Raw genomic sequence first — 22981 nt, forward strand, 5'->3', positions numbered from 1 at the left:
AGGCAGATTAAAACTTTAGAAATTTTCATTTTGATCCTTTCGTTTTAAATTTTGCACAATTTTACAATCCATAAATGAAATGAGAGTGAAATTTTGCCGAGCTTGATATTTGCAACTAAACGGCGAAATTTAAAGACGCTTGAGCGCGGCGCGGTAAAATTTGCCTAAAAATTTTGAGGCTACGGCAAAAATTTACCGCTAAGTTACGTGCCGTAATAAAACCGCGCTAAGGCTGGCCGAAATCGCGCGTCGTAATAAAACATTCGCCCAAGCCGCGCACGCCGCGCTATCTGCGTAAATTTTAAAATTTATGGCGCAACGAAGCCCATGAACTTGCGTAAATTTTAAAATTCCTAGCAAAACGCAACCGAGCAACCTTTGTAAATTTAAACCGATAAATTTACACTAAACCACGCGGACATAGCGGCAAACCTAGCATTCTGCCGATTAAATTTAAAATTTACGCGTCGCCGCCGCGAGATAAAATTTTAGCGACCATTCAGGGGCGGCGAGTGATTAAATTTAAATTGCGCCGCACCGCTACGAAACGAGCAACGAGATCCGCTCCGGCGCGGTTTTTAAGATTTGCAACGACATAAAAAGCTACGCAGCGAGCAACGAAATTCGCCTCCACCGCAGGCGAGCAAATTTTAGTGCAAAAAGTGGCGCACGCCGGTAAAATACATCGCCATGCCAAACTCGTCGGCGCTTGCGATCACTTCATCGTCGCGGATGCTGCCGCCGGGCTGCACCACCGCCGCGACGCCCGCAGCATGGGCGATCTCGATGCTGTCTTTAAACGGAAAAAACGCCTCGCTGGCAAGCGCGCAGCCGCGCAGATCGACGCCCACGTCGCGAGCCTTTGCCACTGCCGCACGCGCGGCGTCCACGCGGCTCGTCATACCCATGCCGATCGCGACCATCGCGCGATTTTTGACGTAAACCACGCAGTTGCTCTTCGTGAGAGCGGCGATCTGCCACGCGATTTTTAGATCATCCATCTCGCTCTGGCTCGCCGCGCGCCCCGTGACGCAGCGAGCGTTTGCGACCTCGTCCGCGCCCACGTAGTCGCGCTGCTGATATACGAAGCCGCCGTCAATGAATTTAAAATCATACTTGTCGTTTTCGCGAATTAAAAACTCCCCGCCCTGCTCGAAAATTTTGATGCGCTTTTTCTTTTCAAATACCGCAAGCGCTGCGGACGTGACGCGGGCAGCAAGGATAACCTCGACAAAAATTTCATTGATCTTATGCGCTAGCTCCTCGTCCAAAACGCCGTTTATCGCCACGACGCCGCCGTATGCCGAGACGGGGTCGCATTTTAGCGCCTCTACGTAGCTTTCAAGCAGGCTTCCCTTCACGGCAAAGCCGCATGGATTGGCGTGCTTGCAGATCGCTACCGCAGGCGCCTCCCCGAAGCTGCTAGCGAGCATCAGCGCGCCGTGCATATCGGTCATATTGTTAAAGCTCGCCTCGCCCTTTAGGCTCTTAAAGTGCTTGCTAAAAAAGTCCTCGAACTCGTACAGCGCGCCCTTTTGATGCGGATTTTCGCCGTAGCGAGTATCGAATACCTTGCTGCCCGTGATAAATTTTTTCGCGCCGAAGCCGCCGTTAAAGCGCTCGTTCATATAGTTTGCGATCATCGCGTCGTAGGCTGCGGTGTGCTCGTAAGCTTTTATCATTAAATTTTGCCTAAATTTCAGCTTCTCGCTCTCGTCCGCGCTGCTTAAATTTTGCAAAACTGCGTCGTAATCAAGTGGGCTGGTAACGACATAGACGCTAGCAAAATTCTTAGCTGCCGAGCGCACCATCGCGGGGCCGCCGATGTCGATATTTTCGATAATCTCGGAAAAATCGTCGGTGCGGGCTACGGTCGCTTTAAAAGGATATAAATTTACGCACACGAGATCGATGCCGCCGATGCCGTGCTGCGCGGCTTGGCTTACGTGATTTGCATCGTTTCGCTTATACAAAATTCCGCCGTGGATCTTTGGATGCAGGGTCTTAACCCGCCCCTCAAACATCTCGGGCGAGCCCGAGTACTCGCTCACTTCCGCTGCTTTCACGCCATTTTGCAAAAGCAGTTTATGCGTGCCGCCCGTGCTTAAAATTTCAAATCCGAGCCTCTGCAGCCCGCGAGCAAACTCTACGACGCCCTTCTTATCGCTTACGCTGATTAACGCTCTCATCTTTTCTCCTTTTGATTTATTCGCATAGTTTTTTAAAAATCAGCTCGCGCATATCGTTTGCGTTAAGCTGAAAATACAAAATCGCCTCGCGGCGAGCCTTTTGATACTCGCGCCTCGTCTTTTCATATGCTGCGCCGAGCTTTGTGTCTTTAAATTTCGCCATACGCGCCGAACCCAGCTCTTTTAGCTTCTCGCCGCCCGGGGAAATACCGCCGCTATAATTAAACCACTCTTTGCTTTGAAAAATATTAAATAAAATTTGAAAATCTACGAAATTTCCCTTATTGTACTCGGTGCAGACCCCGTTTTTGTGGCTTACGGCGTAGATCGCGCCGTATCTGCGTTCGAAAAAATATAGTTTTATGAGCTTTGCGTTTGCGTCTAAATTTGCGCCGCTACCGCCTAAAATCGCAAGCTTTGCATCGCCTCGCGTTTCGTAAGGGCCTAAAATCGTGCCGTTTTCGTAGAGATTGCCGCCGTAAAGAGCGTATTTCGTATCCCCAAGCTCGCTTGAAAGAACGTAGGTTTTATCGCTTGCGGGCGAGTTTTTGCCCGCGCAGCCGAGCAGCGACAGAGCCAAAAACAGAGACGAGATAAAAAATTTCATCGCAAAAACCCTTTAAATTCTAAAATTTTGCCAAATTTATGAAGCGGAAATCGGCAAAGCGAAATTTGCTAAATTTACCGCATTTACGGCGCGCAAATTTTAAATTTGCTTTTCAAATGCCGCCGCTTTGCTAGCGCAGACGTAAATTTTAAAATTCTGCGCCGCTTGCAAAGGTTAAATTTAAAAGCCGCGCGCAAAACGTAAATTTAAACCGCAGCGCAAATTTAGCCGCAAGGACCTGCGCGAACCGGCTAAATTTAAAATTCGCGGCGCAGCTTTTATCGCCAAGTTAGATTGGCGCCTCCTCTTGCCGTTTTTAAAATTTTAAATTTATTTGCACATCCTATTTTCCAGCTCGTCCATAAGCGCGGCTATGTCATCATCAATCGCACCTTGCCGCTGCTGCTCGTTTAAATTTTACGCGCCGATTTAAATTTTATAAGCCGCAAATTTAAAGCGGCACGAGACCCAAAAACCGCACTAAATATAATAGATGCTGTTTTTGATATTTTTGCCGTCGAGTTCGTTTTTACGCCAAGAGCTCTCGTCGTTTAGCACGATCCAGCGCTTCTCCTCCTCACGGTAAAACCAATCCTTATCGATCTGATAGTAGATCTGACATCCCGAAATTTCGATGATATTGGCGATATTGTTGTCGTGGTAGTTGTTCTCATCGAAGTCGGTAAAGGTGCGCTGCCCCATCTCGGCGTAGAGCTCGTTTAAAATTTGAAGCATCTCGCTTAGGCGCGTATCCATCTTCTCGACCTGAAGCCCAAGCTCGTTAGCCTCTCTGAATAAGATCGGATAGTCGTGCGACGGATAGCCGCTGTTTAGCTTGTCGCTGATAAAGGCGATCTTTTGCTCATCTTCGAAGTGGTAGCGCAGAATTTCGCGGCAAATTTTAAGCGACAGGCTGCTTGCGCGATCGATGGCGCCGAAAACGAGCGGATGGATATATTTGTAAAGTTCTTTGTACGGGTTCTCGTCGTTCGGGCGCTCGTTATTTTTCCAAAGCTTAACCACGCGGCTTAACTCGTCCATCGAGACGTTGGCTTGGTCGTTGGTGTTCGTAACCGGCGAAAGCTCGTGTCGCAGCGAAGTATCGACCGACGTTAGGTATCCTAGCGGCCCCATTAAAATTTTATTCGCCCCAAGCGCCATCATCGTAGCCGCCGAAGCGCAGTTTGCCGGCACCAGCGCGATCAGCTCGTCGCAGTGGTTGCGCAGGATCGAGACGATCTTAAGCGATGCGATACCGCTGCCGCCGTCAGATTTGATGTAAAGGTAGAGCTTTTCGAAATGCTTGCCCTTTAGGTGGTCGTTGATACTGATCGCGTCGTTACCGCAGACGCTACCTGCGCCCGAATTGAAGTAAGTAAGCAGCGGCGCGCCCAGATATTTCTCGATATTGGTGATCACCTCTTGCGTTTGCTTCATCAAGATCGGCGGTTGCTTCGCCGCCTTTTTGGCGCCCTGCTTCTGCGGCTCTTCGTCTTTGGATAAAAATCCCATGTTTTTCCTTTCGTGTTAGTTTGGTTTTAAAATTTTATTTCATAAATAACAAACAGCCTTAACGCTATCGCATATTAAAATTTCAACATTCGCGCATACTATATTTGCCGCCTTTATCTTGCGCTTAAAATTCTCGTGCCGCATGCTAGACTGCCTGCACGATGTGCATCAAGGCTGTATTAAGCGCCCTGCAGGTCTTACGAGCTTGGAATTTTAAAATTTAGATACAAATTTAACTGTGCCGCACGCTTTGAAATTTCACTGCCGCGCCGCACCCAATCTCTCGCGACACAAATTTCGGCAAACAAGCTCGGTGCTCTTGCGCGACCTGAAATTTTCGCACGCCGCGCATATTGCGATATCGCGCCTTAAAATTCCTTCGCCGCACCTTGCCGCCGTATCGCGATCCACCTTAAAATTTCAAGGCGTTTTACGCCCTCAAATTTTAAAATTTGCTCGCCCTACTTCTCGCCGAAGCGCTCCTTTAAAATTTTATACGCCTCGTTGATCTCCTGAAGCCTCTTCGTGCCCTCCTGGATGATCTCCTCGTCCGCGCCCTTGCCCATCAGGATGTCGGGGTGGTATTTTTTCACGAGTTCGCGATATTTTTTCTTGATCTCACTAAACGTAGCGTCCTTAGAAAGCCCCAAAATTTCATACGGATCTCTTTTGCTTTTGGCGGAGCCTTGCGAGCCGCCCGAATAGCCGCCATATCCACTCGAATACCCGCCGTATGAACCGCCCGAGCTTTGCGAGCCTCCGTAGCCCGAACCCGCCGAGCCGCTATATCCGTAGCCGGCGCCGCCGCCATAACTGCTGCTTCCGTAACCGCCGGTGCTTCTGCCGCCGTATTTGTCCCAATATCCGCCGCTTCTTGTGCTATAGCCGTCGTATTCGTCGTAAGCGGAATCGCTTTGCGCGCCGCCGTTTTCGTAATATGTGCCGTAAAAGCTGCGCTCAAAGGTCGCAAACATCTGGCTTTGGATATGCTCGGGCAAGCCCAATCCGTCGCAGATCTGCGAGATCGTGCGCCGCTCTGCCGCGCTAAAACCGCGATCGACATAGGCTAAATTTAAAAAGAAATAGATTAGCCCCGTTTTGCGGCTCGGGCTCGGGCGGTAGGTTTGGTTATATTTTTCGGCAAGCTCGCGCACGTTTGCGAGGTTTTCTTTCTCGAGCTTATAAACGAGCTTCAGTGCCTCGCGTTCGCGTTCGCCGGCGCCCATTTGGCGCACCAAATCGTCTAAAATTTCGCTTATCATCGCGGCTTCGGACTCGCTTACGTGCCCGTCGCTTTTGGCGACCTTGGCTAGAAGCGCTACTAAAATTTTAGCCTCTCCTAGCTGCATTTGCGCCTTGCCGCGATAGCCGGAGTTGCCGAAAGCCCCGCCGATCTGAGCGAAAATATATAGCGCAATTAAAAGAAATATGATGCTAAGCACGCGCTAATCTTCGCTCTTTACGATCTTGGCAAACTCGCCGAAGTAAATTTCTTTTAGCGCAGCGAGCTTTTTACGGACGGAATTTATACGAAACGTTTCGCCGCCGCTGGTGCCTAGACGCATCAAGCTTAGCCCGTATTTTGCGGCCAGCTCTTTAAATTTCGCCTCGTCGCGGACGCCGAAAATCGCGCGCGAAAAGCTCTCGTCGAAAATATCTCTGCTATCATCGCAACTCATCTCAAATTCGCCGCCTACGCCGCCCACGCACGCCATCTTCGCAAGCGTGATCGCCACGCCGCCGATTCCTACTGAGTTTGCAAATTCCAAAACCCTACTCCTGCCCGCCTCGATCGCGAAGTCCCACAGCGCACGCTCTGCCTTTAAATTTAACTCAGGCAGGCTGCCTGCGACGCGATTTTCCACCGCTTTCATATAAAGCGAGCCCGCAAAGACGCCCTTCGTATCGCCTACCAGATAGACGCTCACGCCGCTAGCGCAAAAATCGCTAGGGATGATCTCGCCCTCATTCGTTCCCACGCATACGATCGCGGGAGTGGGCTGGATGCTAACGCCGCCTGTTTCGTTATAAAGGCTTACGTTGCCGCTGATGACCGGGGTATTTAGCGCGGCGCAAGCCTGTTTGATCCCCTCGCAGCCCTGCGCGAACTGCCACATAACCTCGGGATTTTGCGGATTACCGTAGTTCAGGCAATCGGTGATGGCTAGAGGCGTCGCGCCGCTCATAGCGACCTTTCGCCCTGCCGATGCTACCGCGAGCGCCGCGCCTATGCGAGGATGGACGTAATTCATCCGCGTGTTGCAGTCCGCAGCCATCGCGAGCTTGACGCCGTTTTGCTTAACGCGCATCACCGCAGCACCCAGCATGCCTGGACGCTTGGCGGAGTTTAGCCCTACGTTGGCGTCGTATTGATCGTAGATGTAGGATTTATTTAGCACTTCGGGGTCCCCAAAAATTTTATCAAACGCCGCGTCCAGCTCGCGCTCGCTTGCGCCGCAGCCGCATAAATTTTGTTGCGCGATCTGCGCCATATATGCAGGCTCTTTTATCGGGCGATCCAGCACGGGCGCAGCCTCGCTAAGCGGCTCGATCGGAATGACGCCCGCTAGCTCGCCGTGCCAAAAAAGCTCCATCTTGCCGCTATCCGTCACCTCGCCGATGACGGCGGCATCAAGATCCCATTTGGCAAAAATTTCTTTGATTTTCTCCTCGCAGCCCTTTTTGGCGCAGATTAGCATGCGCTCCTGGCTCTCGCTTAGCATCAGCTCATACGGGCTAATCCCCTCCTCGCGCATCGGCACCTTGTCTAAGCTTAACCTCATGCCGCTACCGCTGCGCCCCGCCATCTCAAAGCTGCTTGAAGTAAGCCCCGCGGCACCCATATCCTGGATACCCACGACGTAATCTGTTTTAAAAAGCTCCAAGCACGCCTCCATCAGCAGCTTTTCGGCGAACGGATCACCCACCTGCACGGTCGGACGCAGAGATTTGTTTGCGTCATTAAAGCTATCGCTCGCCATCACGGCTCCTCCGAGCCCGTCGCGCCCGGTTTTGGAGCCCACGTAGATCACGCTATTGCCGACGCCTTCGGCTCTGCCGTAGAAAATTTCATCCTTTTTAACGATACCCAGAGCAAAGGCGTTAACTAAAATGTTGCCGTCAAAGCTCTTATCAAAGCTCGTCTCGCCTCCTATCGTAGGGATACCCATGCAGTTGCCGTAGTGCGCTATGCCCGCGACCGCGCCTTTAAGCAGATAGCGCTGCTTTCGTGCATTCTCGCTTCTTCCTCGCACCTCGCCGAAACGAAGCGAGTTCATATTGGCCTTGACGCGCGCGCCCATCGTAAAGATGTCGCGCAGTATCCCGCCCACGCCGGTCGCAGCCCCCTGAAAAGGCTCGATGAAGCTAGGGTGGTTGTGGCTTTCCATCTTAAAAACCGCAGCCATACCGCCGCCGATGTCGATAACGCCTGCGTTTTCGCCGGGGCCCTGGATGACCCAAGGCGCCTTGGTCGGGAAGCCGCTTAAGTATTTTTTGCTCGATTTGTAGCTGCAGTGCTCGCTCCACATCGCGCTAAAAATCCCAAGCTCGAGCAGATTCGGCTCGCGACCTAAAATTTTTAAAATTTTTTCATATTCTTCGTCTGAAATTTTATGTGCCGCTACTACTTTTTTATCCATTTTTTCGCCCTTTTCGCCGTTAAATTTAGGCCCTTATGATAGCTAAAATTTTCTATCATTTCGATTAATCTTCGCCCTTTTTAAGATACTTCTCGTAAAGTTTCGCCTCTTTTAAAAACGCGTAAAATGCGTTAATATTTGCCGTGATAAATCCCTTGCGCCCGTCAAAAAGCGATCTGCGCAAAATGTATGATTTAAAAAACGCAAACGGATAGATCAGCAAAAGCTTCGCAAGGCTCGGCTTTTTGCCCTTCTCAAAATCCCCCTGCGCGCGCAGCGTAGAGTAGTTGTTATTTTTCATAACGAGCTCGGCGATCGGCTTTTCGCTAAAATGGTTGATGCAAAATTTGCTCTTTTTCACCGCGCCTTTTATGATCGAAATTTGCGCGTGCACCCCCATATTTTTATACTCGCCGCACTCCTTACGAAAGAAGCGGATGTGGGTGTTTTTACGCACTAGATCGGAGCATCTGCGCCCTAGCGAGTATTCATGAAATTTAATATCCAGCGCCGAGTAATCGCTCTGGCTCATAAACTCCTCTATCTCGCCCTTTAGTTCAGGGCTTACCTCCTCGTCGCCGTCGAGATTTAGCACCCATTCGTTGCCGCAGAGCGAAAATGCGTAGTTTTTCTGCACCCCCTCGCCCTGCCAATCGTGGTGGTAAATTTTATCGGTAAATTTACGCGCGATTTGCAGCGTAGCATCGGTGCTGCCGCTATCGACGATTATGATCTCGGCGAAATCCGCCACGCTACGCAGCATACGCTCGATGTGGCGCTCCTCATTCATCACTATCGCATAAACGGATGCTTTAATCATAGTTTGTTCCTTATCCTCGTAAATTTCAACCAAAAATCAAAAAACCCCTCCGTGCCCAAAATGCCGATACGCTTTACGGCGTGTCTGTCGTCGCCCGCCTCGTAAAGTCCGCGCTTGACGACTACCGCGCCTTTGAAATTTGATCTGGCGATATTTAAAATTTCGTCGTTAAATTTACCGTACGGGTAGGCAAACACCTCGCACGGCCGTCCGCAAATACTTGCTACGCGAGCTTTGGACGTGATGATCTCATCTGCTGCGAGCTGCGGATCGCTCGCGTAGGTAAGGTCTAAATTTACGTGGTGCATCGTATGCGCGCCAAACTCCACCAGCCCGCTTGCTTGCATTTTTAAAATTTGCTCCTCGCTCAGCATCCGCGCGAGATGAGCGGTGTTGGCGTGCTCCCAGTCGTTTTGCACGGCGTCCGGCACCAAAAATATGCTCGCTTTGAAATCGTATTTTTTCAAAATTTCAAAGGCGCTAGTAAAATTATTTTCAAACCCGTCGTCGAATGTGATGCAAACAGCCTTTTTAGGCAGCCGCTCTAGCGCGATAAGCTCGCTAAACTTAAAGCTTTCAAAGCCGTTTTTCGCAAGCCACGCGATCTGTCTTTCAAAATCGGCGGGTCTTAGACGCCATTTGTCGAATTTATCGCCCTTGTGCTCCTCTACGCTATGATACATCAGCACCCGCGCCTTATGCCAGCCCTGCGGGATCCGCCACCAGTTATACCGCAGCGAAACGCCCGCTGCGGCGGCAAAGATCAGAAAAGCCACAAAATAGGTCATAGCAAGCTCTTGTAAGCTTTGATGTATTGATTTACAACGTTAGACATATCGAATTCTCCTTTGCATTTTTCCTTTACTTTAGAAAAAATCGCCTTAAATTCTTCATAATTCTCATATACTTCGTTTAGTTTACGCCGTAGTGACAAAATATCTCTTTCAAACAGCAGCTCTTTGGGTAAAATTTCGGTGCAAATACCCACTGCAGTAGAGATTAAAAGCGGCGAATAATATACGCCATCGATTGCCGTTAACCCATAAGCCTCAAATGCAGACGCAATGATTTGTAGATTACAAGCACTTAAATAATCTTGCAAATGATCCGTAAAGCCTGCAATATTTATCTTTTCTTCCAAGCCTAATTCTTTTATTAAATCCTTTAAATTCTCCTCTTCTTCACCACTACCGAATATTGTGCATTCAAAGTCAAAATTTACATCCGCCAAAGCCTTTATTATTATATCCATACCCTTGGGCGCAGATAACCTGGCGGCTGAAATGATACTAAATTTATTACTTCTATATTCTCTCCCCCCCCTTTTTTTTGGTTTTTTATACGCCATCGCATTTTTGATGATTATGGAGTTTGTAGGCAAAATTTCTTTCGTATCCTCTAACACCGCCACGCATAGATCAGCTAGTTTATAATTTTTCTTCACCTGCAAAGTATGCTTCGTAGCCACCACTCCGATTTTCCTAGAGCCTAAAAATCGTGCTAAATTCCGTGCGCGATACATTATTTCAATTTCTTTTGTATTGTGACAATGAATTATGTCTGGTGAAATTTTAATTAAAAGCTGTGCTGTCTGTAGTAAAAACAATGGATTATATCTATTATGCTCGAAATTAAATTTGATTAAATTTACGCGTTCACTCAAATATGGTGCAATCTTTTCGTCGCTTAGCAAAAATACCTCATTAGTTTTTGCCATTTCATTACACAGATCGACGCAGACTTTCTCTGTTCCAGCGAACTGCTTCCATTGTAGCGTATGTAGAATTTTCATATCGCTCGCCCTTTCTTATAAATAAACTCGCGCCATTCGTAAGGCTCGCTGTAAAAATCGCTCCGATCGCTTTTATCCTTTTCGCCACGGCCGTCGCAATATTTGCCGTCTCCGTAAATTTCACCGCAAATTTTGGCACCAATTTTATCGTCCTTACCATTGTCTTCGCAACCTACTGCGTGAGTCTCGTCATTAAATTTTAGTTTTTCATCACCCTTTTTACCGTAAATTTTTCCGCCTTCGCTACGGCTATCATATCTCTCTCCAAGCTCGCCACCAACTTTACTGCAGTCGTCGCTATCCGCATTTTTTAAATCCGTGTCAAAGCTCTCTTCAAAGATCGTCTCAAGCATAAATTTTGCCACTCGGGCGGCGTTTGCGATCTTTAGCGTCTTGGCTCTGCCGCGCTGCGCGATGTGCGCGTATTCGCCGCTAGAAAGAAGGCATTTGATCTTTGAAAAGCAATCCGCAGGACTGTCAAAATAAACTATCTCCGAGCCATCCTCGTAAAGCCGCTCAAACCCCGCGATCTTGGGGCTAAAAGTGCAGACACCGCATCCTAAAAACTGCGCCATGCGGTCGCTCGCGCCGAGCAATTTATGAGCGCACGCGCACTCAAGTTCGTCGTCGCGATTAAAATTTATCGCGATCTTCGCAGCCGCGATCTCGCGATGAAATTTATCGCCGAATACGGCAGGCGCGCTGAGGCTCGCAAAAATTTTAAGCCTAAGCCCCTCTTTTTCGCAAAAATCGCGCAGCAAAAGCGCAAATTTATACCTCACGTCCTCTTGATAATCGCGCGCTATGTAGATCACGTCGGTCGTTTTAGCAGCGTCTAGGTGTCTATCAAACGCCGCGTCGGAGATATTTGGAAAAAAGGCGAATTTCGCGCCGTATCTTGCCGAAAGATCGCGCAGCTTCAGCGCATTCGCCCAAAAAAACACGTCGATGAAGCTTAGCTTTTCAAAAAATTCCCGTTTTTCTTGCAGATGATCGACATACCAGATCGCGATTTTAATCTTAGGAAGTGCCGATTTTATCGCCTGCAGCGCGCTAAGACTAATTTTTTCGCCCTTGCCGATTAGAAGCAGATCGGCGCCGATGTTTTCGCAGATGTGCACGAGCTTGGCGTTCATCTTTTTTAAGCCGCTGTTTTTCAGCCCGCAAAAACGCAGGCTCCGCTCCCAATCGCGGTAGCTAAAATCATAGACGAAGTGCCCGCCGCGAACGAGCCCGTGGCTGATCTTGCGCTCCATGCCGTAGAAAAAACTGCCGTCGTCGTATTCGTTGAAAATGCCGCAATGCACGATCTTTAGGCTTCGCATAACAGCTCCTCGTAATAATTTTTAAGCGAGCTAATATAATTTTGCAGCGTCAAAGTTTGCTTGAACTTGGCGTGTTTTTGCGCAAAAGCCCGTGCGTATTTGCCGTAAGTGCGGTAAATTTCATCGATTTTAGCGCCTAGATTCGCCGGTTCATACAAAAACTCTTCGCTTAAAATTTCCGAAATTCCGCCCACGCGGGTAGATATCAGCACGGGCGAATAAAAAATACCTTCGATCAAAATCACCGGAAAGCCCTCCTTGCGCGAGCTGATGACGTGCAGGTGCGACGCGCTCAGAGCCGCCGCGACGTCGTCGCAAAAACCGCATAGCCGCACGCGGTCCTGCAAATTTAGCGAATCGATTAAATTTTGCAAATTTTGCCTCTCGCCGCCCTGACCGTAAATTTTAAACTCGAAATCAAATTTCAGCTCGCTTGCGGCGTGGATCAAAAGATCAAAGCCCTTGATCTTATCGAGCCTGCCGACCGCGACGATGCTAAATTTAAAATTTTCCGCCGCCGCGTTTGCGCCTTTTTGCGATACGAATACGCTGCCAGTTTTATTTTGCGATGCGTCCGCATCAAAAGCCCTATCTTGCGATACGCCCGCCCCGCCAGGCATATCTTGCGACGCGAATGCAGCGTCAGCCGTATTTTGCGACGTATTCGCAGTGCCAGCCGAGTCGCCGGACGCGTCCTTTGTTTCCTTGGGCGCTTCGTCTGCAGCGCCCTCCGCGTCCTTACAGCGCATGTAAATTTCACGATTTGCAAACTCCAGCCGCGGCTCTATACCGAAATATATCACCTTTGCGGCGTGATTTATCGTGGTCGCGACCTTGCGCGAGGCTGCGATGACGTTTTGCACGCGATCAAAAACGGGCGCTTTTCGGTCGTTGTGTTTGGTCGCGACAAGCTTAAGATTTAAAAATTTTTCTACCACGAAGCCGATCTGTGCGGCTTTGGCGCCATGCGAATGTAAAATTTCAAATCCGCCCGAGCGTAAAAACCGATAAATTTCAACGAACAAAAACGGATTGTAGCGCTTGTCGCGGCTTTTGTACTCATAAATTTGCACGCGAGCATCCAGACGCTGCAAAAACTCGCATCTATCGGGCACGATTAGCGCCGTCTGCTCGCTTTTGCAAAGCTCATTTAGCGAGTCGATCACGATCTTTTCGACGCCGCCGTAAAATCTGGAGCAGCAAAGATAGGCGATTTTCATTACAAACTACTTTCACATGCTACCAATAGCATCTTTACTAAATTGAGATTTTTCTTTGAATTTGACGCTCTTGAAATCATCCGCATAGGCTAAAAACACTAAAATCGTAATATAACTCAGCAACTCTTTTGTCGCATAAACACTGAAATCAAACTGTGTCACCACTAGAAAATGAATCCCCAATACTAAAAGAGCTACGTTTTTCAAAAGTCTAGTAAATATGCAGACAATCGTAAATAAAGAAACTATAAAACCGACTATACCAGTATAAATAAGAATTTCAAGTATCATATTGTGAGTAGAATTCATATCCTCAGATATATGAACGACACTACCCGGCAAATTTCTAAAACTATCTATGCCCCAACCAAATATAGGATGTTCTAAAATTCTATGCCAGGAATAATCCCAGATTAAATACCTATTACTGGAGTCTCCAGCCAAAAGAGTGTCAAATCTCTCTTTAAAACTATCAAACTCAATAAAAAGTACTGCCAATAAAGCAATTAATACAAGCATGAAAAGGAATAAAATTTTTTTATCCGATATAGTAAAATTTTTAAAATTTAATATGATAAAACAAACTCCGGCAACAAAACTAGCTACCCATGCTGAACGAGAAAATGAGAAAATCATAAAAAATGCAAAATATAAAACCAAAACGAGGCTAATTTTTTTACAACATGAAAATAACGCTATGGCAGAACTCACTGCAAGCCCCATACTCAGTCCTAAAGCGTTATGATGACCCAAGCTACCGGTAAGACCTACTCTTGGATTAAACATTCCAGATGGATTTGTACAAATTTGAAAAATGGCAGTAAAACTTAACAATAAAAATGATGCAAAAACTGCCAAGATGATCTCTTTTTTACTAAAAAAGCCAAGCGAATAAAAGTAGGCTAAAATTATAAACACAAGTGTATATCGCACGACAAACATCGCCGTAACATGCCATGATTTATCTGCTAGAAATTCAGGATTTAATAAATTTGAAATCACCATAGAAATTATCATTAAAACAAAACCAACAGTAGGAAACACGCACTTCTGCAAATTTATTCGCAACGGTGCGAAATTTCTATACATCGCTATATAGATTAAAAAGTATAAAATTACAAGCGAAACTGAAATTTGATAAACAGCATTTTTAAACGGGATTGAAACGATCCAAACAGAAATTAAAAATATAAATATTCGTTTTTGCATAGAATTCTTACCCATACTATCTAAAAAATTTCCTAAATTTAATAAGCTCATCCGTTCTCCAATTTTTATAATTCTAAAATTTTAAATTTTAACATATTTGGCACTAATTATATCGCGCCTCCAAACCTAACTTTAAATAGACACAGCTATAATACACTCATCTGTTTCTGCCCTTCTTCATCTTCAAAATAAAGCTCAAAAGCCCCTGTCTGCCGCTAACCATGATACGCGGAATTTCAAAATTTGAGTAGTGTGGGCGCAACACGTCGTTTTGCGTCGTAACGGCGCAGCTAAAGCCCGCCTCGCGCGCGCAGCGCACGCTAATCTCGTCGTAAAAGCCGAACGGATAGGCAAAGGCGCTGCAAGAAATCTCAAATTTCGCCTCTATTTCGCGCTTTGATTCGCTCATCTGGCGCAGCTGCTCTGCCGCGTCCAAGCTAGGCAAGTTTGCGTGATCGAGCGTATGCGAGCCGATCTCGATGAGCCCGCTTTGCAAAAGCTCGCGAACCTCCTCGTCGCTTAACATCTCCTCGCGATTTAGCTCGTCGCTTGGCTTTTTCAGATCCTTATCGGTCGCCCAATTCCCGTCAAAGCGCCGGTTCACGATGAAAATCGTCGCCTTAAAGCCGTATTTTTGCAAAAGAGGCAGGGCGCCCGTAAGATTATCGCGATACCCGTCGTCGAAGGTAATGCAAACCGCCTTTACAGGCTTGCTATCCAAACTCGCAAGCTCACTTAGAGTGTAGCTCGTAAAGCCGTTTCGCTTCAGCCACGCAAGCTGTTTTTCAAACGCGGCGGGGATCACGCGCAGGCGGTTAAATTTAGAGGCGCGCTTTGGCAGATGCTCGCGGATCATATGATACATCAGCACGCGCGGATACTCGTAAGGTTGGTCCTTCGCCCACCACGCAAAGCGCAGGCAAAACCACGCAAAAAGCGCCGCAAAAGCCAAAACCGCCGCGTAGATCATCGCTCGATCCTTACGCGATAAGCCAAAAAGCTCAAAATCGTAGCCAGACTTAGCGCCTCTTTCGACAGATACGCGCCGTGATCGAACTGGCAATCTATCAAAAGATAGATTAGAAGCGTAAGAACCCCAAACTGCCTACTTTGAATGCACTCCTTAAAAATGCTAAATAGGATCGCGCCGTAAAATATGAGGCCGAGCGCGCCGCTATAAAGTAAAATTTCTAAAAATATATTGTGCGGTGCGTTGTATTCAGGATGCTCAAGGACCGGGGAGCCCGGCAAATTTATATATGAGCCCAGCCCGTAGCCTAAGATAGGCTTTTCTTGCGCCATTTCTAAAATATAGCTCCAAATCACGGTCCTGCCTGAAGAATCGCCGCTAAATAGCGCGGCTAGCCTTTGCTCAAACGACGGCGAAAGCGCAAGCAAAACGGCAAAAAGTGCGATGAAACCCACCGTGAAAAGTAGGTATTTTTTGTTTAGGCTCTTTAAATTTAGCGCGCCGTAAAACGCGAGCGCGCAGAACGCGCCGACCCACGCCGCTCTGGAAAATGAAAAGATCATAAAAAATGCAAACAAAAATAGAGCCGCAAATTTAAGCGATAAAGGCCGCCGTATCGCCACCGCGCTAAGGCAGAGCCCAAAGCCCATAAAAAGCCCTAAGATATTGCGGTTCGAAAGCGCTCCGCTAAGACCTCCGCGAGTGGAATTGTTTGAAAAGACGATCGCATCGGAACTACTTACAAACTGATAGATCACGCTCGCCGATAAAATTCCAAGCCCCACGAACAAAAAGGCAAAAACGGCGTTTTGATCAAAAAATTTAAGCTTGTAAAAATAGCAAAGCACCAAAAATATAGCGCCGTATCGAAGGACGAAAAATATAGTGCTCTGCCATGCTTTTTTTGAGATAACCGCCTCGTTTAGGAGGTTTGAGATCGCTAGCGTCGCCACTAAACAGACGAAGCAGATCGCGATAAATCGCGTTTTTTTCAAAATTTCGCTTAGAATTTCGTAGTTTTTAAAATACAATAGATGCGCCAAAAAGAGTAAATTTAGCGCCGCAAAGGAGATCTGATAGACCGCGTTTTTAAAAAACAGTGACGCGCACCAAAGAAGCAGCAGCGTTAAAAATGTGATTCTCCAGCCGCTAGGCGCGCCGTTTTCGTAAAAAAATTTTTTCATATTAAACTCTCATAAACCTTTATCGTTTTTTCTACCATCTGCTCTAGGCTGAAGTTTTGCGAAACGTAGCCGTAGCCGTCAAATTTCAGCTTGCGCGCGGGAGCAAACAGCCCCGCCAGCGCCTGCGCGTCGCCTACGTCAAAAAAGTAGCCGTTTTCGCCCTCTCTTACGATATCCAGCGCGCCGCCGTGACGGGTCGCTATCACCGGGCAATTCAGCGCGATCGCCTCAGCCATCGAGCGCCCGAAGCTCTCGGGCTTGCTTGAAGCACTTACCATGACCGACGAGAGCGAGTAAATCTCGGCTACCTTGCTCTGCGAGCCCATAAAAATTACGCGCTCGCAGAGGCCAAGCCCCTCTACGAGCGATTTTAGCTCGGAAAAATACTCGTCGCGACCCGTTCCCACGCCGCCTACGATCAAAATTTTAAGCTTTTGTTCGCTTGCTAAAGCCGCGGCGCGGATCAGGGTTTTGTAATCCTTAATCTGCGTGATGCGCCCAATGCTTGAGACGATGAAATCATCCTGCGCGAGGTTAAAATTCTGTCTAAATTCCGCAATAAAGCGCTCGTCTAAATTTTTGGGATTAAATTTTTCTAGATCGATGCCGCGCGGAATGATCGTGATCTTGGCCGCATCCGTGCCGTAGCTTCGCACTACGTGATCGCGCGCGTAGCCGCTAGGGCAGATGATCGCGTCCGCATCCGTCATAATCTTGCTGTAGAAATTTACGGAATTTATCCCATGCACGGTGCTTACGATCTTTGCACGCGGGCGAGCAAATTTAACCAGCCACGCCGGCACGCGGGAGCGGACATGCACGATGTCGGGAGCGATCTCGCTTAAAATTTTACGTAGCTTTAAAACGCGCGCCGCAACGCTTAGGATATTTTTGGAGCAAACGTCGAGCTGCACGTGTACGCCGCCATCTTTTTCTATCTTTGGCGCCAATTTGCCGCCGTTACTGATAACGAAATTTTCGATGCCGCGCCGTGCAAACTCCCTATTTAGCTCGACTACGCCGCGCTCGACGCCGCCTTCGTTAAGCTCTGGCAAAATTTGCACGACCCTCATATTTTTATCTCCCTCACAAATGCCCCAAGATCGTACTTTGCAGTCTTTTTCAGCTTCGCACCCTCGCTGTATCGCCTAGCATATCCCGAAGAAACGAGAGCACTTATAAAATCGTCAAATTTATTATGAGCGTCTTTGCGCTTTAGGCTCAAAATAGCCACGCTCGCACTCCCGTTAGATACGGCCTCGCTTATCATCGAGACGCTGTCCTCGCTGATAAAAACCCACTCGCACTGCGCCAAAAAATCGCCGATCGGATTTACGGGCTCGCGGCCGTAAATCACGCTGTAATCCCAGCTAAGCTTAGCTAGCGCGTTCTCGGTAGCCTGCGGCGTGCGCGGAGAGGTCGTTAGCGCAAACTCGCAGTCCGCAAACTGCGCCCTCACGCCCTCGATCTGCTTTAAAATTTCATCCCCCATCTCAAAGCAGGAATTCGGCCCGCCGATGATAAATCCGATGGATTTGCGATGCGGCTTATACAGCCCCTGCGGGCGCGAAAAGCTAAGCGAGACTGGCGAAATTTTAAGATTTGCGCGCGGCTTTGGGCGATCGTGCGCGCCTGCGATGATGACGCTAAAATCCTTGCGGTAGCCTTTCGGATACATTAGTGCTATACTCGGCTTTGCGTATCGGCGCGCGTAAAATTTCAGCGCGTAATAGGTCGTAGAGCCCGCGCCCACGAACAGATCGAAATCTGCGAAATTTAAATTGCGATCTGCTGAGTCGTCTAAATTTGCGCTATATGATACGGCGTCTGAATTGGTGTCATTCGGCGCGGTATCTAAATTTGCGTTATCCGGCGCGGCGGGGCTGTTTAGAGCGGAACTATTTAAATTCGATCCGTTTTTGCAGTCCGCCGCCGTGTCGCCCCCTCCGAGATCGCACTTAAAAATTTTAAAATAAAGCCCGAAAAAATCAAGCGCGTAGGAGCAAAGCTTAAGAAATTTGTTTTTATAGCCGACCTTGCAAAGGCAAAACTCAAGCCCTCTTAGCTCGCAAAATGCGATACTTTGGTTCTCGTGCCCCTTGCGGCCGTCGCTTAAGATGAGTGCTTTGCGACGCGGATTTTTAGCGGCGGACGGATTTAAGCAGGAACTTTCGCTATTAAAATTTAGCGGCCAACGACCTGCGCGCCACGCCCAGCCAGAGGCGCCCGCTCTTAAATTTTTACCTCTAAAGCTTTCGCGGCGCAAAATGTAAGAGGGGCTGCCGCAAATCGATATGAAATTTTTAAAGTTCGAATTTTTATAATCTCGCGCAGCGGCGATCATTACAAAATTTTCGCGATTTAAAATTTTACCTTCTCGCGCGGCGCTGTCTAAATTTACGACGCTTTGCTCTTTTGCAAAAAGACGCGAGCCCTGCGGCGCGGATAAATTTCTTATGGCGTCCCGTCTGCTCTCGACTCTTAGAATTTGCCGCACCATCAGTCCATCTTCCATCGTTTGTGTATCCAAAACCACTGCTGCGGCGCGGTTCGCACGACCTCTTCGAAAATGTCGTTGCACTTTTGCGTGATAAACAGCTCGGCTTCGTCCTTATTTAGCCATTCAGGTAGCGGCGGGAAATCCTTGATCACGATCTCATAGCGATTATCCGCGCCGCGCCGCGCAAAGATAGGAATCAGCACGGGACGAAATTTCAAATAAAGCGACGCGATAGTCTTCGTGGTGTAGCACTGCCGTCCAAAAAAGGTCGTAATCAGGCTATTTTTAGGGCCCGGCTTTTGATCGGGCAGAATGCCTACGTTGCGCCCCTGCTTTAGCGCCTGCACGAGCCTGCGCATCGCATCGTCCTTGTAAATGAGGTCATTGCCGTAGCGCTCGCGAAACGGCGCCACGAGCCGCTCTTCGATCAACTCATTATCGCTGCGACGCCCAACTACCGAGACAGGAAAGCCATTGGCGCCGAAAAAATTAGCTAGAATTTCCCAATTTCCAAAATGCGCAGTAAAAAACAAAATCCCGTGCGGATTATCACCTTTTAGCTTTCGGACGCGCTCTAGCGCCTGCTCGCCATTTGAAATCAGATCATCAAATTTTAGTCTGCCGTTGTAAAATAAAAGCGTGTCGGTAAGCGTCCTAGCGATACTGCGAAAATTCTCGATCGAAAGAGAGTGAAGCTCACTTTCGCTTTTTTGCGGATAGGCGGCGCGAAGGTTGTCTTGTGCGACTTTAACGCGCCTGCTAAGCTTCCACGATGCAAAAAGTGCGAGCTTATCGAAAAATGCGAATATGAAGCTTTTCGGCGCGAATTTTGCAAATTTTATCAGACACAGCGCCAAAAAATATTGGATTTTTTCCTTCATAAAGACCTCGTTTTAAATGCGAGATTATATTGAATTTTGGCTAATTAGTAGCTAAAACGCTATTTGCCGAGGCAAAAATTGCTAAACATTTCGTCTAAAATTTCATCTCGCTCAAATGGACGCGAAATACGTGCAATCGCCTCAATCGCGCGATTTATCTCAAATGCAAAAAGCTCAAGCTCGCCGCAAGCCAGGCGCTCGCTCGCGTTTTTAAGAGCTGCAAGCGCGCTCTCGCAAGATAGAATTTGCCGCTCGTTGCTTAGCATAAGGCCATCGAAATTTTGAGAATTTAAGTAGCTCTGCAGCGCGGTTAAAATTTTATCCACACCCTCGTTTACAGAAATTTCAAGTGGCGTAAAAATGGAATTTGCTTGGGTATTTTGCTTAGCGGAATTTATTGCAGAGCTATTAGGCGCGATGGAATTTGCAGAATTTTGTTTGGAATCATCCTGCATAAAATCCTCCGCAGCACAGCTTGCAGTAGCGCGCTCGGTATTTGGCGACGCTAGTCCCGCTTTTACGGCGGAATTCTGTTCCATCAGATTTATGGAATTCGCAAGGGCTATTTGGCTTGTAGGCGCGGAATTTGCGGAAATAGAATTTTGCGCGCTTAAGTCACGCTTTAAATTTTTAGCTTTTAAATTCTGCGCGCAGGAATTTAAAGAAGCGTCGCAGGTATGACTTTGCTTTAAATTTTCGGCTGTGCAATTCTCTGATATGGGATTTTCGGATGCTAAATTTTTTGCAGAAAAAGCCTCTAAATCCTCGTCAAGATCCTCCACGCTAGGATGAAATTTACACGACAAGTCGCATTTATTTAAAACGTAGATGATTTTTTTGTCTTTTTTTTCGCGCAGTATTTTTAGGATCTGCGCGTCCTCGGCGTCCCATTCACGACTTGCATCAAACACTGCCAAAATCACGTCCGCCTCGCTTGCAGCGCGAAGCGAATATGAAATGCCGATACTTTCGAGCTTTGAGCCGCTATGTCTGATACCTGCAGTATCGACTATACGGATTAGATGAGTGCCTATCTGCAGGCTTTCTTCGATGAGATCGCGCGTAGTGCCCGCTTCGTCGCTCACGATAGCGCGACTAAAGCTCAGCATAGAATTTAAAATGCTTGATTTACCGACATTGGGCTTACCCACAATCGCTACTTTAAAGCCCTCGATTAGCCCTCTTCGGCTGCGGCTGATGCGAGTGATTTTTTCTAGCGAAGCGATATTTTGACTAAGCATTTCTTGCGAGTCTTGCAGCACGTCAGAAGGCAGATCGTCCTCTGCGTAGTCGATGCAAACCTCGACAAAAGCTAGCGTCTTAACCAGAGCCGCGCGCAGATTTGCGACGAAGTCTGCTAGCTCACCGCGTAGGTTTCTAGCTAAAATTTTAGCCGCACTTTGCGAGCGCGAATTTATAAGATCGCTTATGGCTTCGGCTTTACTAAGATCCATTTTGCCGTTTAAAAACGCTCGCTTACTAAACTCGCCCGGATTTGCTATGCGCGCGCCCAGAGCCAGCACGGCATCTAACGCCAAGGACGAAGCCGTAAAGCCGCCGTGGGTCTGCACTTCTACGACATCCTCGCCGGTAAAGCTATGCGGAGCTTTAAAATATATCAAAATCGCCTCGCCGAACGCCTCGCCGAACGCGTCAAAAAGATTTACAAGCGTGGCATAGCGAGGGCGCAAAGAACTGCGATGTGAAAGGCTTAGAGCGATAGATAGCGCTTCCTCGCCTGAAATTCTAACTATACAAATTCCGCCGATGCCGTGAGCCGTAGCGATAGCGGCGATAGTCTCGCTCACGATTAGCTTTTTTCGTCTACGATGACGATTTTGCCGCTACGCGTGGATTTGATACCAACGAAACGATCCGGATATGCTTGTTTTAGCTTATCGGCTACAATTTTGATAAATGCGCCGTCAAAAGCCTTCGTGACGATACGCTCATTTCCGGAGCGTTCCACGAGCGCATTTACATAAGAATCGATAAATCGTTCTTGATTTTGTAAAAATTCCGCGATTTCAAAAACTACGGCAAGATCATATCTGATGCTGATCCAGTTGTAAATCATATACGAAAGTGCCTTGTAGCGGTGTCCTTCTTTACCGATAAGCAGCGCGCTATCTTCACCTTGTAGCTTGATATAGACGGTATTTTCGTCGATTTTGCTAACATCGCTAACTTCGATATTAAACTCGCTTGATCTGAAAAGTGCAGATAGCTTCTCTTTGATATCGGATAAAATTTCATCCGTAACAACGCCCTTTTGCTTTTCTTTGCGATGTTTAGAGTGCGTGGTGCGCGGGCTTTGAGACTCTGATTTGTCGCCCTGCTTTTTCTCTGCTTTGCCGGTTTTGTTTTGAGAGGCGCTAAATTCCGGATTTTCGCTAAATTTTTCCCCCTCCAAAACCGCTTCTATAATGGCATTTTTTTTAAAAAAGCCCAAAAATCCGCCGCTAGGATGCTGCAGCACGCGCACGTTAAGCTGCGTTACCGAGCATCCCAGCTCAGCTGCTGCTTTATTATATGCGTCTTTTAAATTTTCTGCTTCAATTATCATGATTTTTTCTCCGCTATTTGAGCTTGTTTATGCCTAGCAAAGGCTTTATTAATGACGTATTGCTGGATAATGGAGCAGAAATTATTTACCGTCCAGTATAGCGTAAGACCAGCAGGGAACATCACAAAAAATACCGTAAAAATGAGCGGCAAGAATTTCATCATCTTCTCTTGCATCGGATCGGTAAATGTAGTCGGCGTAATCTTTTGCTGTAAAAACATCAAAATTCCCATCGTAATCGGCAGGATGTAATATGGATCTTTAAGCGACAGATCGTGGATCCACAGCGCCCACTCCGCGCCCTTTAGCTCGATCGCATTAAGTAGCACGCGGTAGATCGCGAAAAATACCGGTATCTGAAGCAGTATTGGCAAGCAGCCGCCCATCGGATTGGCACCGTTTTTCTTATACAGATCCATCATATGCATCTGCAGCTTTTGCTTATCGTCCTTATATTTTTCCTGAAGCTCCTTCATCTTAGGCGCCAGATCTTTTAGCTTATTCATAGATAGCATTCCCTTGTAGCTTAGCGGGAATAAGATTAGGCGGATGATGAGCGTAAGCA

The 22981-nt window shown here is 47.7% G+C and carries 19 protein-coding genes and 1 pseudogene; all 20 read right to left on the reverse strand.

Annotated elements, in window-relative coordinates:
* Window positions 1–650: 650 nt before the first annotated feature.
* Window positions 651–2189 carry a bifunctional phosphoribosylaminoimidazolecarboxamide formyltransferase/IMP cyclohydrolase gene (gene purH, locus Q0238_RS08840; protein ID WP_297945226.1) on the reverse strand — a complete coding sequence of 513 codons (1539 nt, stop codon included), beginning with the start codon at window positions 2187–2189 and terminating at the stop codon, window positions 651–653.
* A 16-nt stretch (window positions 2190–2205) separates the two neighbouring features.
* On the reverse strand, window positions 2206–2796 hold the full coding sequence (locus Q0238_RS08845; protein WP_297945229.1) for a hypothetical protein: 591 nt from the start codon (window positions 2794–2796) through the stop codon (window positions 2206–2208).
* 480 nt (window positions 2797–3276) lie between these two features.
* A complete protein-coding gene (locus Q0238_RS08850; RefSeq protein WP_297945233.1) occupies window positions 3277–4308 on the reverse strand; it encodes a hypothetical protein in 1032 nt (343 codons plus the stop codon).
* Window positions 4309–4769: 461 nt separating this feature from the next.
* The gene (locus Q0238_RS08855; protein WP_297945235.1) at window positions 4770–5750 is read right to left on the reverse strand and encodes a molecular chaperone DjiA; all 981 of its coding nucleotides are present in this window, start codon (window positions 5748–5750) and stop codon (window positions 4770–4772) included.
* 3 nt (window positions 5751–5753) lie between these two features.
* Entirely contained in the window at window positions 5754–7949 is a 2196-nt protein-coding gene (gene purL, locus Q0238_RS08860; RefSeq protein ID WP_297945238.1) for a phosphoribosylformylglycinamidine synthase subunit PurL, read from the reverse strand.
* Window positions 7950–8013: 64 nt separating this feature from the next.
* A complete protein-coding gene (locus tag Q0238_RS08865) occupies window positions 8014–8769 on the reverse strand; it encodes a glycosyltransferase family 2 protein (protein WP_297945241.1) in 756 nt (251 codons plus the stop codon).
* On the reverse strand, window positions 8766–9557 hold the full coding sequence (locus Q0238_RS08870) for a polysaccharide deacetylase family protein (RefSeq protein WP_297945244.1): 792 nt from the start codon (window positions 9555–9557) through the stop codon (window positions 8766–8768). Before Q0238_RS08870 ends, Q0238_RS08865 begins: the two co-directional genes overlap by 4 nt.
* Window positions 9554–10561 (reverse strand): glycosyltransferase, encoded by a 1008-nt coding sequence (locus Q0238_RS08875; RefSeq protein ID WP_297945247.1) that lies wholly within the window; start codon window positions 10559–10561, stop codon window positions 9554–9556. Before Q0238_RS08875 ends, Q0238_RS08870 begins: the two co-directional genes overlap by 4 nt.
* Entirely contained in the window at window positions 10558–11886 is a 1329-nt protein-coding gene (locus Q0238_RS08880) for a glycosyltransferase (protein ID WP_297945250.1), read from the reverse strand. Before Q0238_RS08880 ends, Q0238_RS08875 begins: the two co-directional genes overlap by 4 nt.
* A complete protein-coding gene (locus Q0238_RS08885; protein WP_297945253.1) occupies window positions 11874–13106 on the reverse strand; it encodes a glycosyltransferase in 1233 nt (410 codons plus the stop codon). The genes Q0238_RS08880 and Q0238_RS08885 overlap by 13 nt, the downstream gene beginning before the upstream one ends.
* Before the next feature lie 12 nt (window positions 13107–13118).
* Complete coding sequence (locus tag Q0238_RS08890) at window positions 13119–14366, reverse strand: O-antigen ligase family protein (RefSeq protein WP_297945254.1); 1248 nt, start codon at window positions 14364–14366, stop codon at window positions 13119–13121.
* A gap of 106 nt (window positions 14367–14472) precedes the next feature.
* Complete coding sequence (locus Q0238_RS08895) at window positions 14473–15285, reverse strand: polysaccharide deacetylase family protein (protein ID WP_297945257.1); 813 nt, start codon at window positions 15283–15285, stop codon at window positions 14473–14475.
* Window positions 15282–16469: an O-antigen ligase family protein gene (locus Q0238_RS08900; RefSeq protein ID WP_297945260.1), complete on the reverse strand. Its 1188-nt coding sequence runs from the start codon at window positions 16467–16469 to the stop codon at window positions 15282–15284. Before Q0238_RS08900 ends, Q0238_RS08895 begins: the two co-directional genes overlap by 4 nt.
* Window positions 16466–17542: a glycosyltransferase family 4 protein gene (locus tag Q0238_RS08905; protein WP_297945263.1), complete on the reverse strand. Its 1077-nt coding sequence runs from the start codon at window positions 17540–17542 to the stop codon at window positions 16466–16468. Before Q0238_RS08905 ends, Q0238_RS08900 begins: the two co-directional genes overlap by 4 nt.
* Entirely contained in the window at window positions 17539–18999 is a 1461-nt protein-coding gene (locus tag Q0238_RS08910) for an ELM1/GtrOC1 family putative glycosyltransferase (RefSeq protein WP_297945266.1), read from the reverse strand. The genes Q0238_RS08905 and Q0238_RS08910 overlap by 4 nt, the downstream gene beginning before the upstream one ends.
* Window positions 18969–19850: a lysophospholipid acyltransferase family protein gene (locus tag Q0238_RS08915; RefSeq protein WP_297945269.1), complete on the reverse strand. Its 882-nt coding sequence runs from the start codon at window positions 19848–19850 to the stop codon at window positions 18969–18971. Before Q0238_RS08915 ends, Q0238_RS08910 begins: the two co-directional genes overlap by 31 nt.
* A gap of 59 nt (window positions 19851–19909) precedes the next feature.
* The gene (locus Q0238_RS12305) at window positions 19910–20389 is read right to left on the reverse strand and encodes a hypothetical protein (RefSeq protein ID WP_363317136.1); all 480 of its coding nucleotides are present in this window, start codon (window positions 20387–20389) and stop codon (window positions 19910–19912) included.
* Window positions 20390–20473: 84 nt separating this feature from the next.
* Window positions 20474–21658 (reverse strand): annotated as a pseudogene (gene mnmE / locus Q0238_RS08920) (tRNA uridine-5-carboxymethylaminomethyl(34) synthesis GTPase MnmE); the annotation flags it as partial.
* Window positions 21659–21660: 2 nt separating this feature from the next.
* Window positions 21661–22416, reverse strand: coding sequence for a Jag N-terminal domain-containing protein (locus Q0238_RS08925; protein ID WP_297945275.1), 756 nt, complete (start codon window positions 22414–22416; stop codon window positions 21661–21663).
* The coding region (gene yidC, locus Q0238_RS08930) for a membrane protein insertase YidC (RefSeq protein WP_297945278.1) at window positions 22413–22981 on the reverse strand (569 nt) is incomplete at its 5' end. The genes Q0238_RS08925 and yidC, both read right to left, overlap by 4 nt.

The sequence above is a fragment of the uncultured Campylobacter sp. genome (assembly GCF_938045775.1).
GTDB lineage: Bacteria > Campylobacterota > Campylobacteria > Campylobacterales > Campylobacteraceae > Campylobacter_B.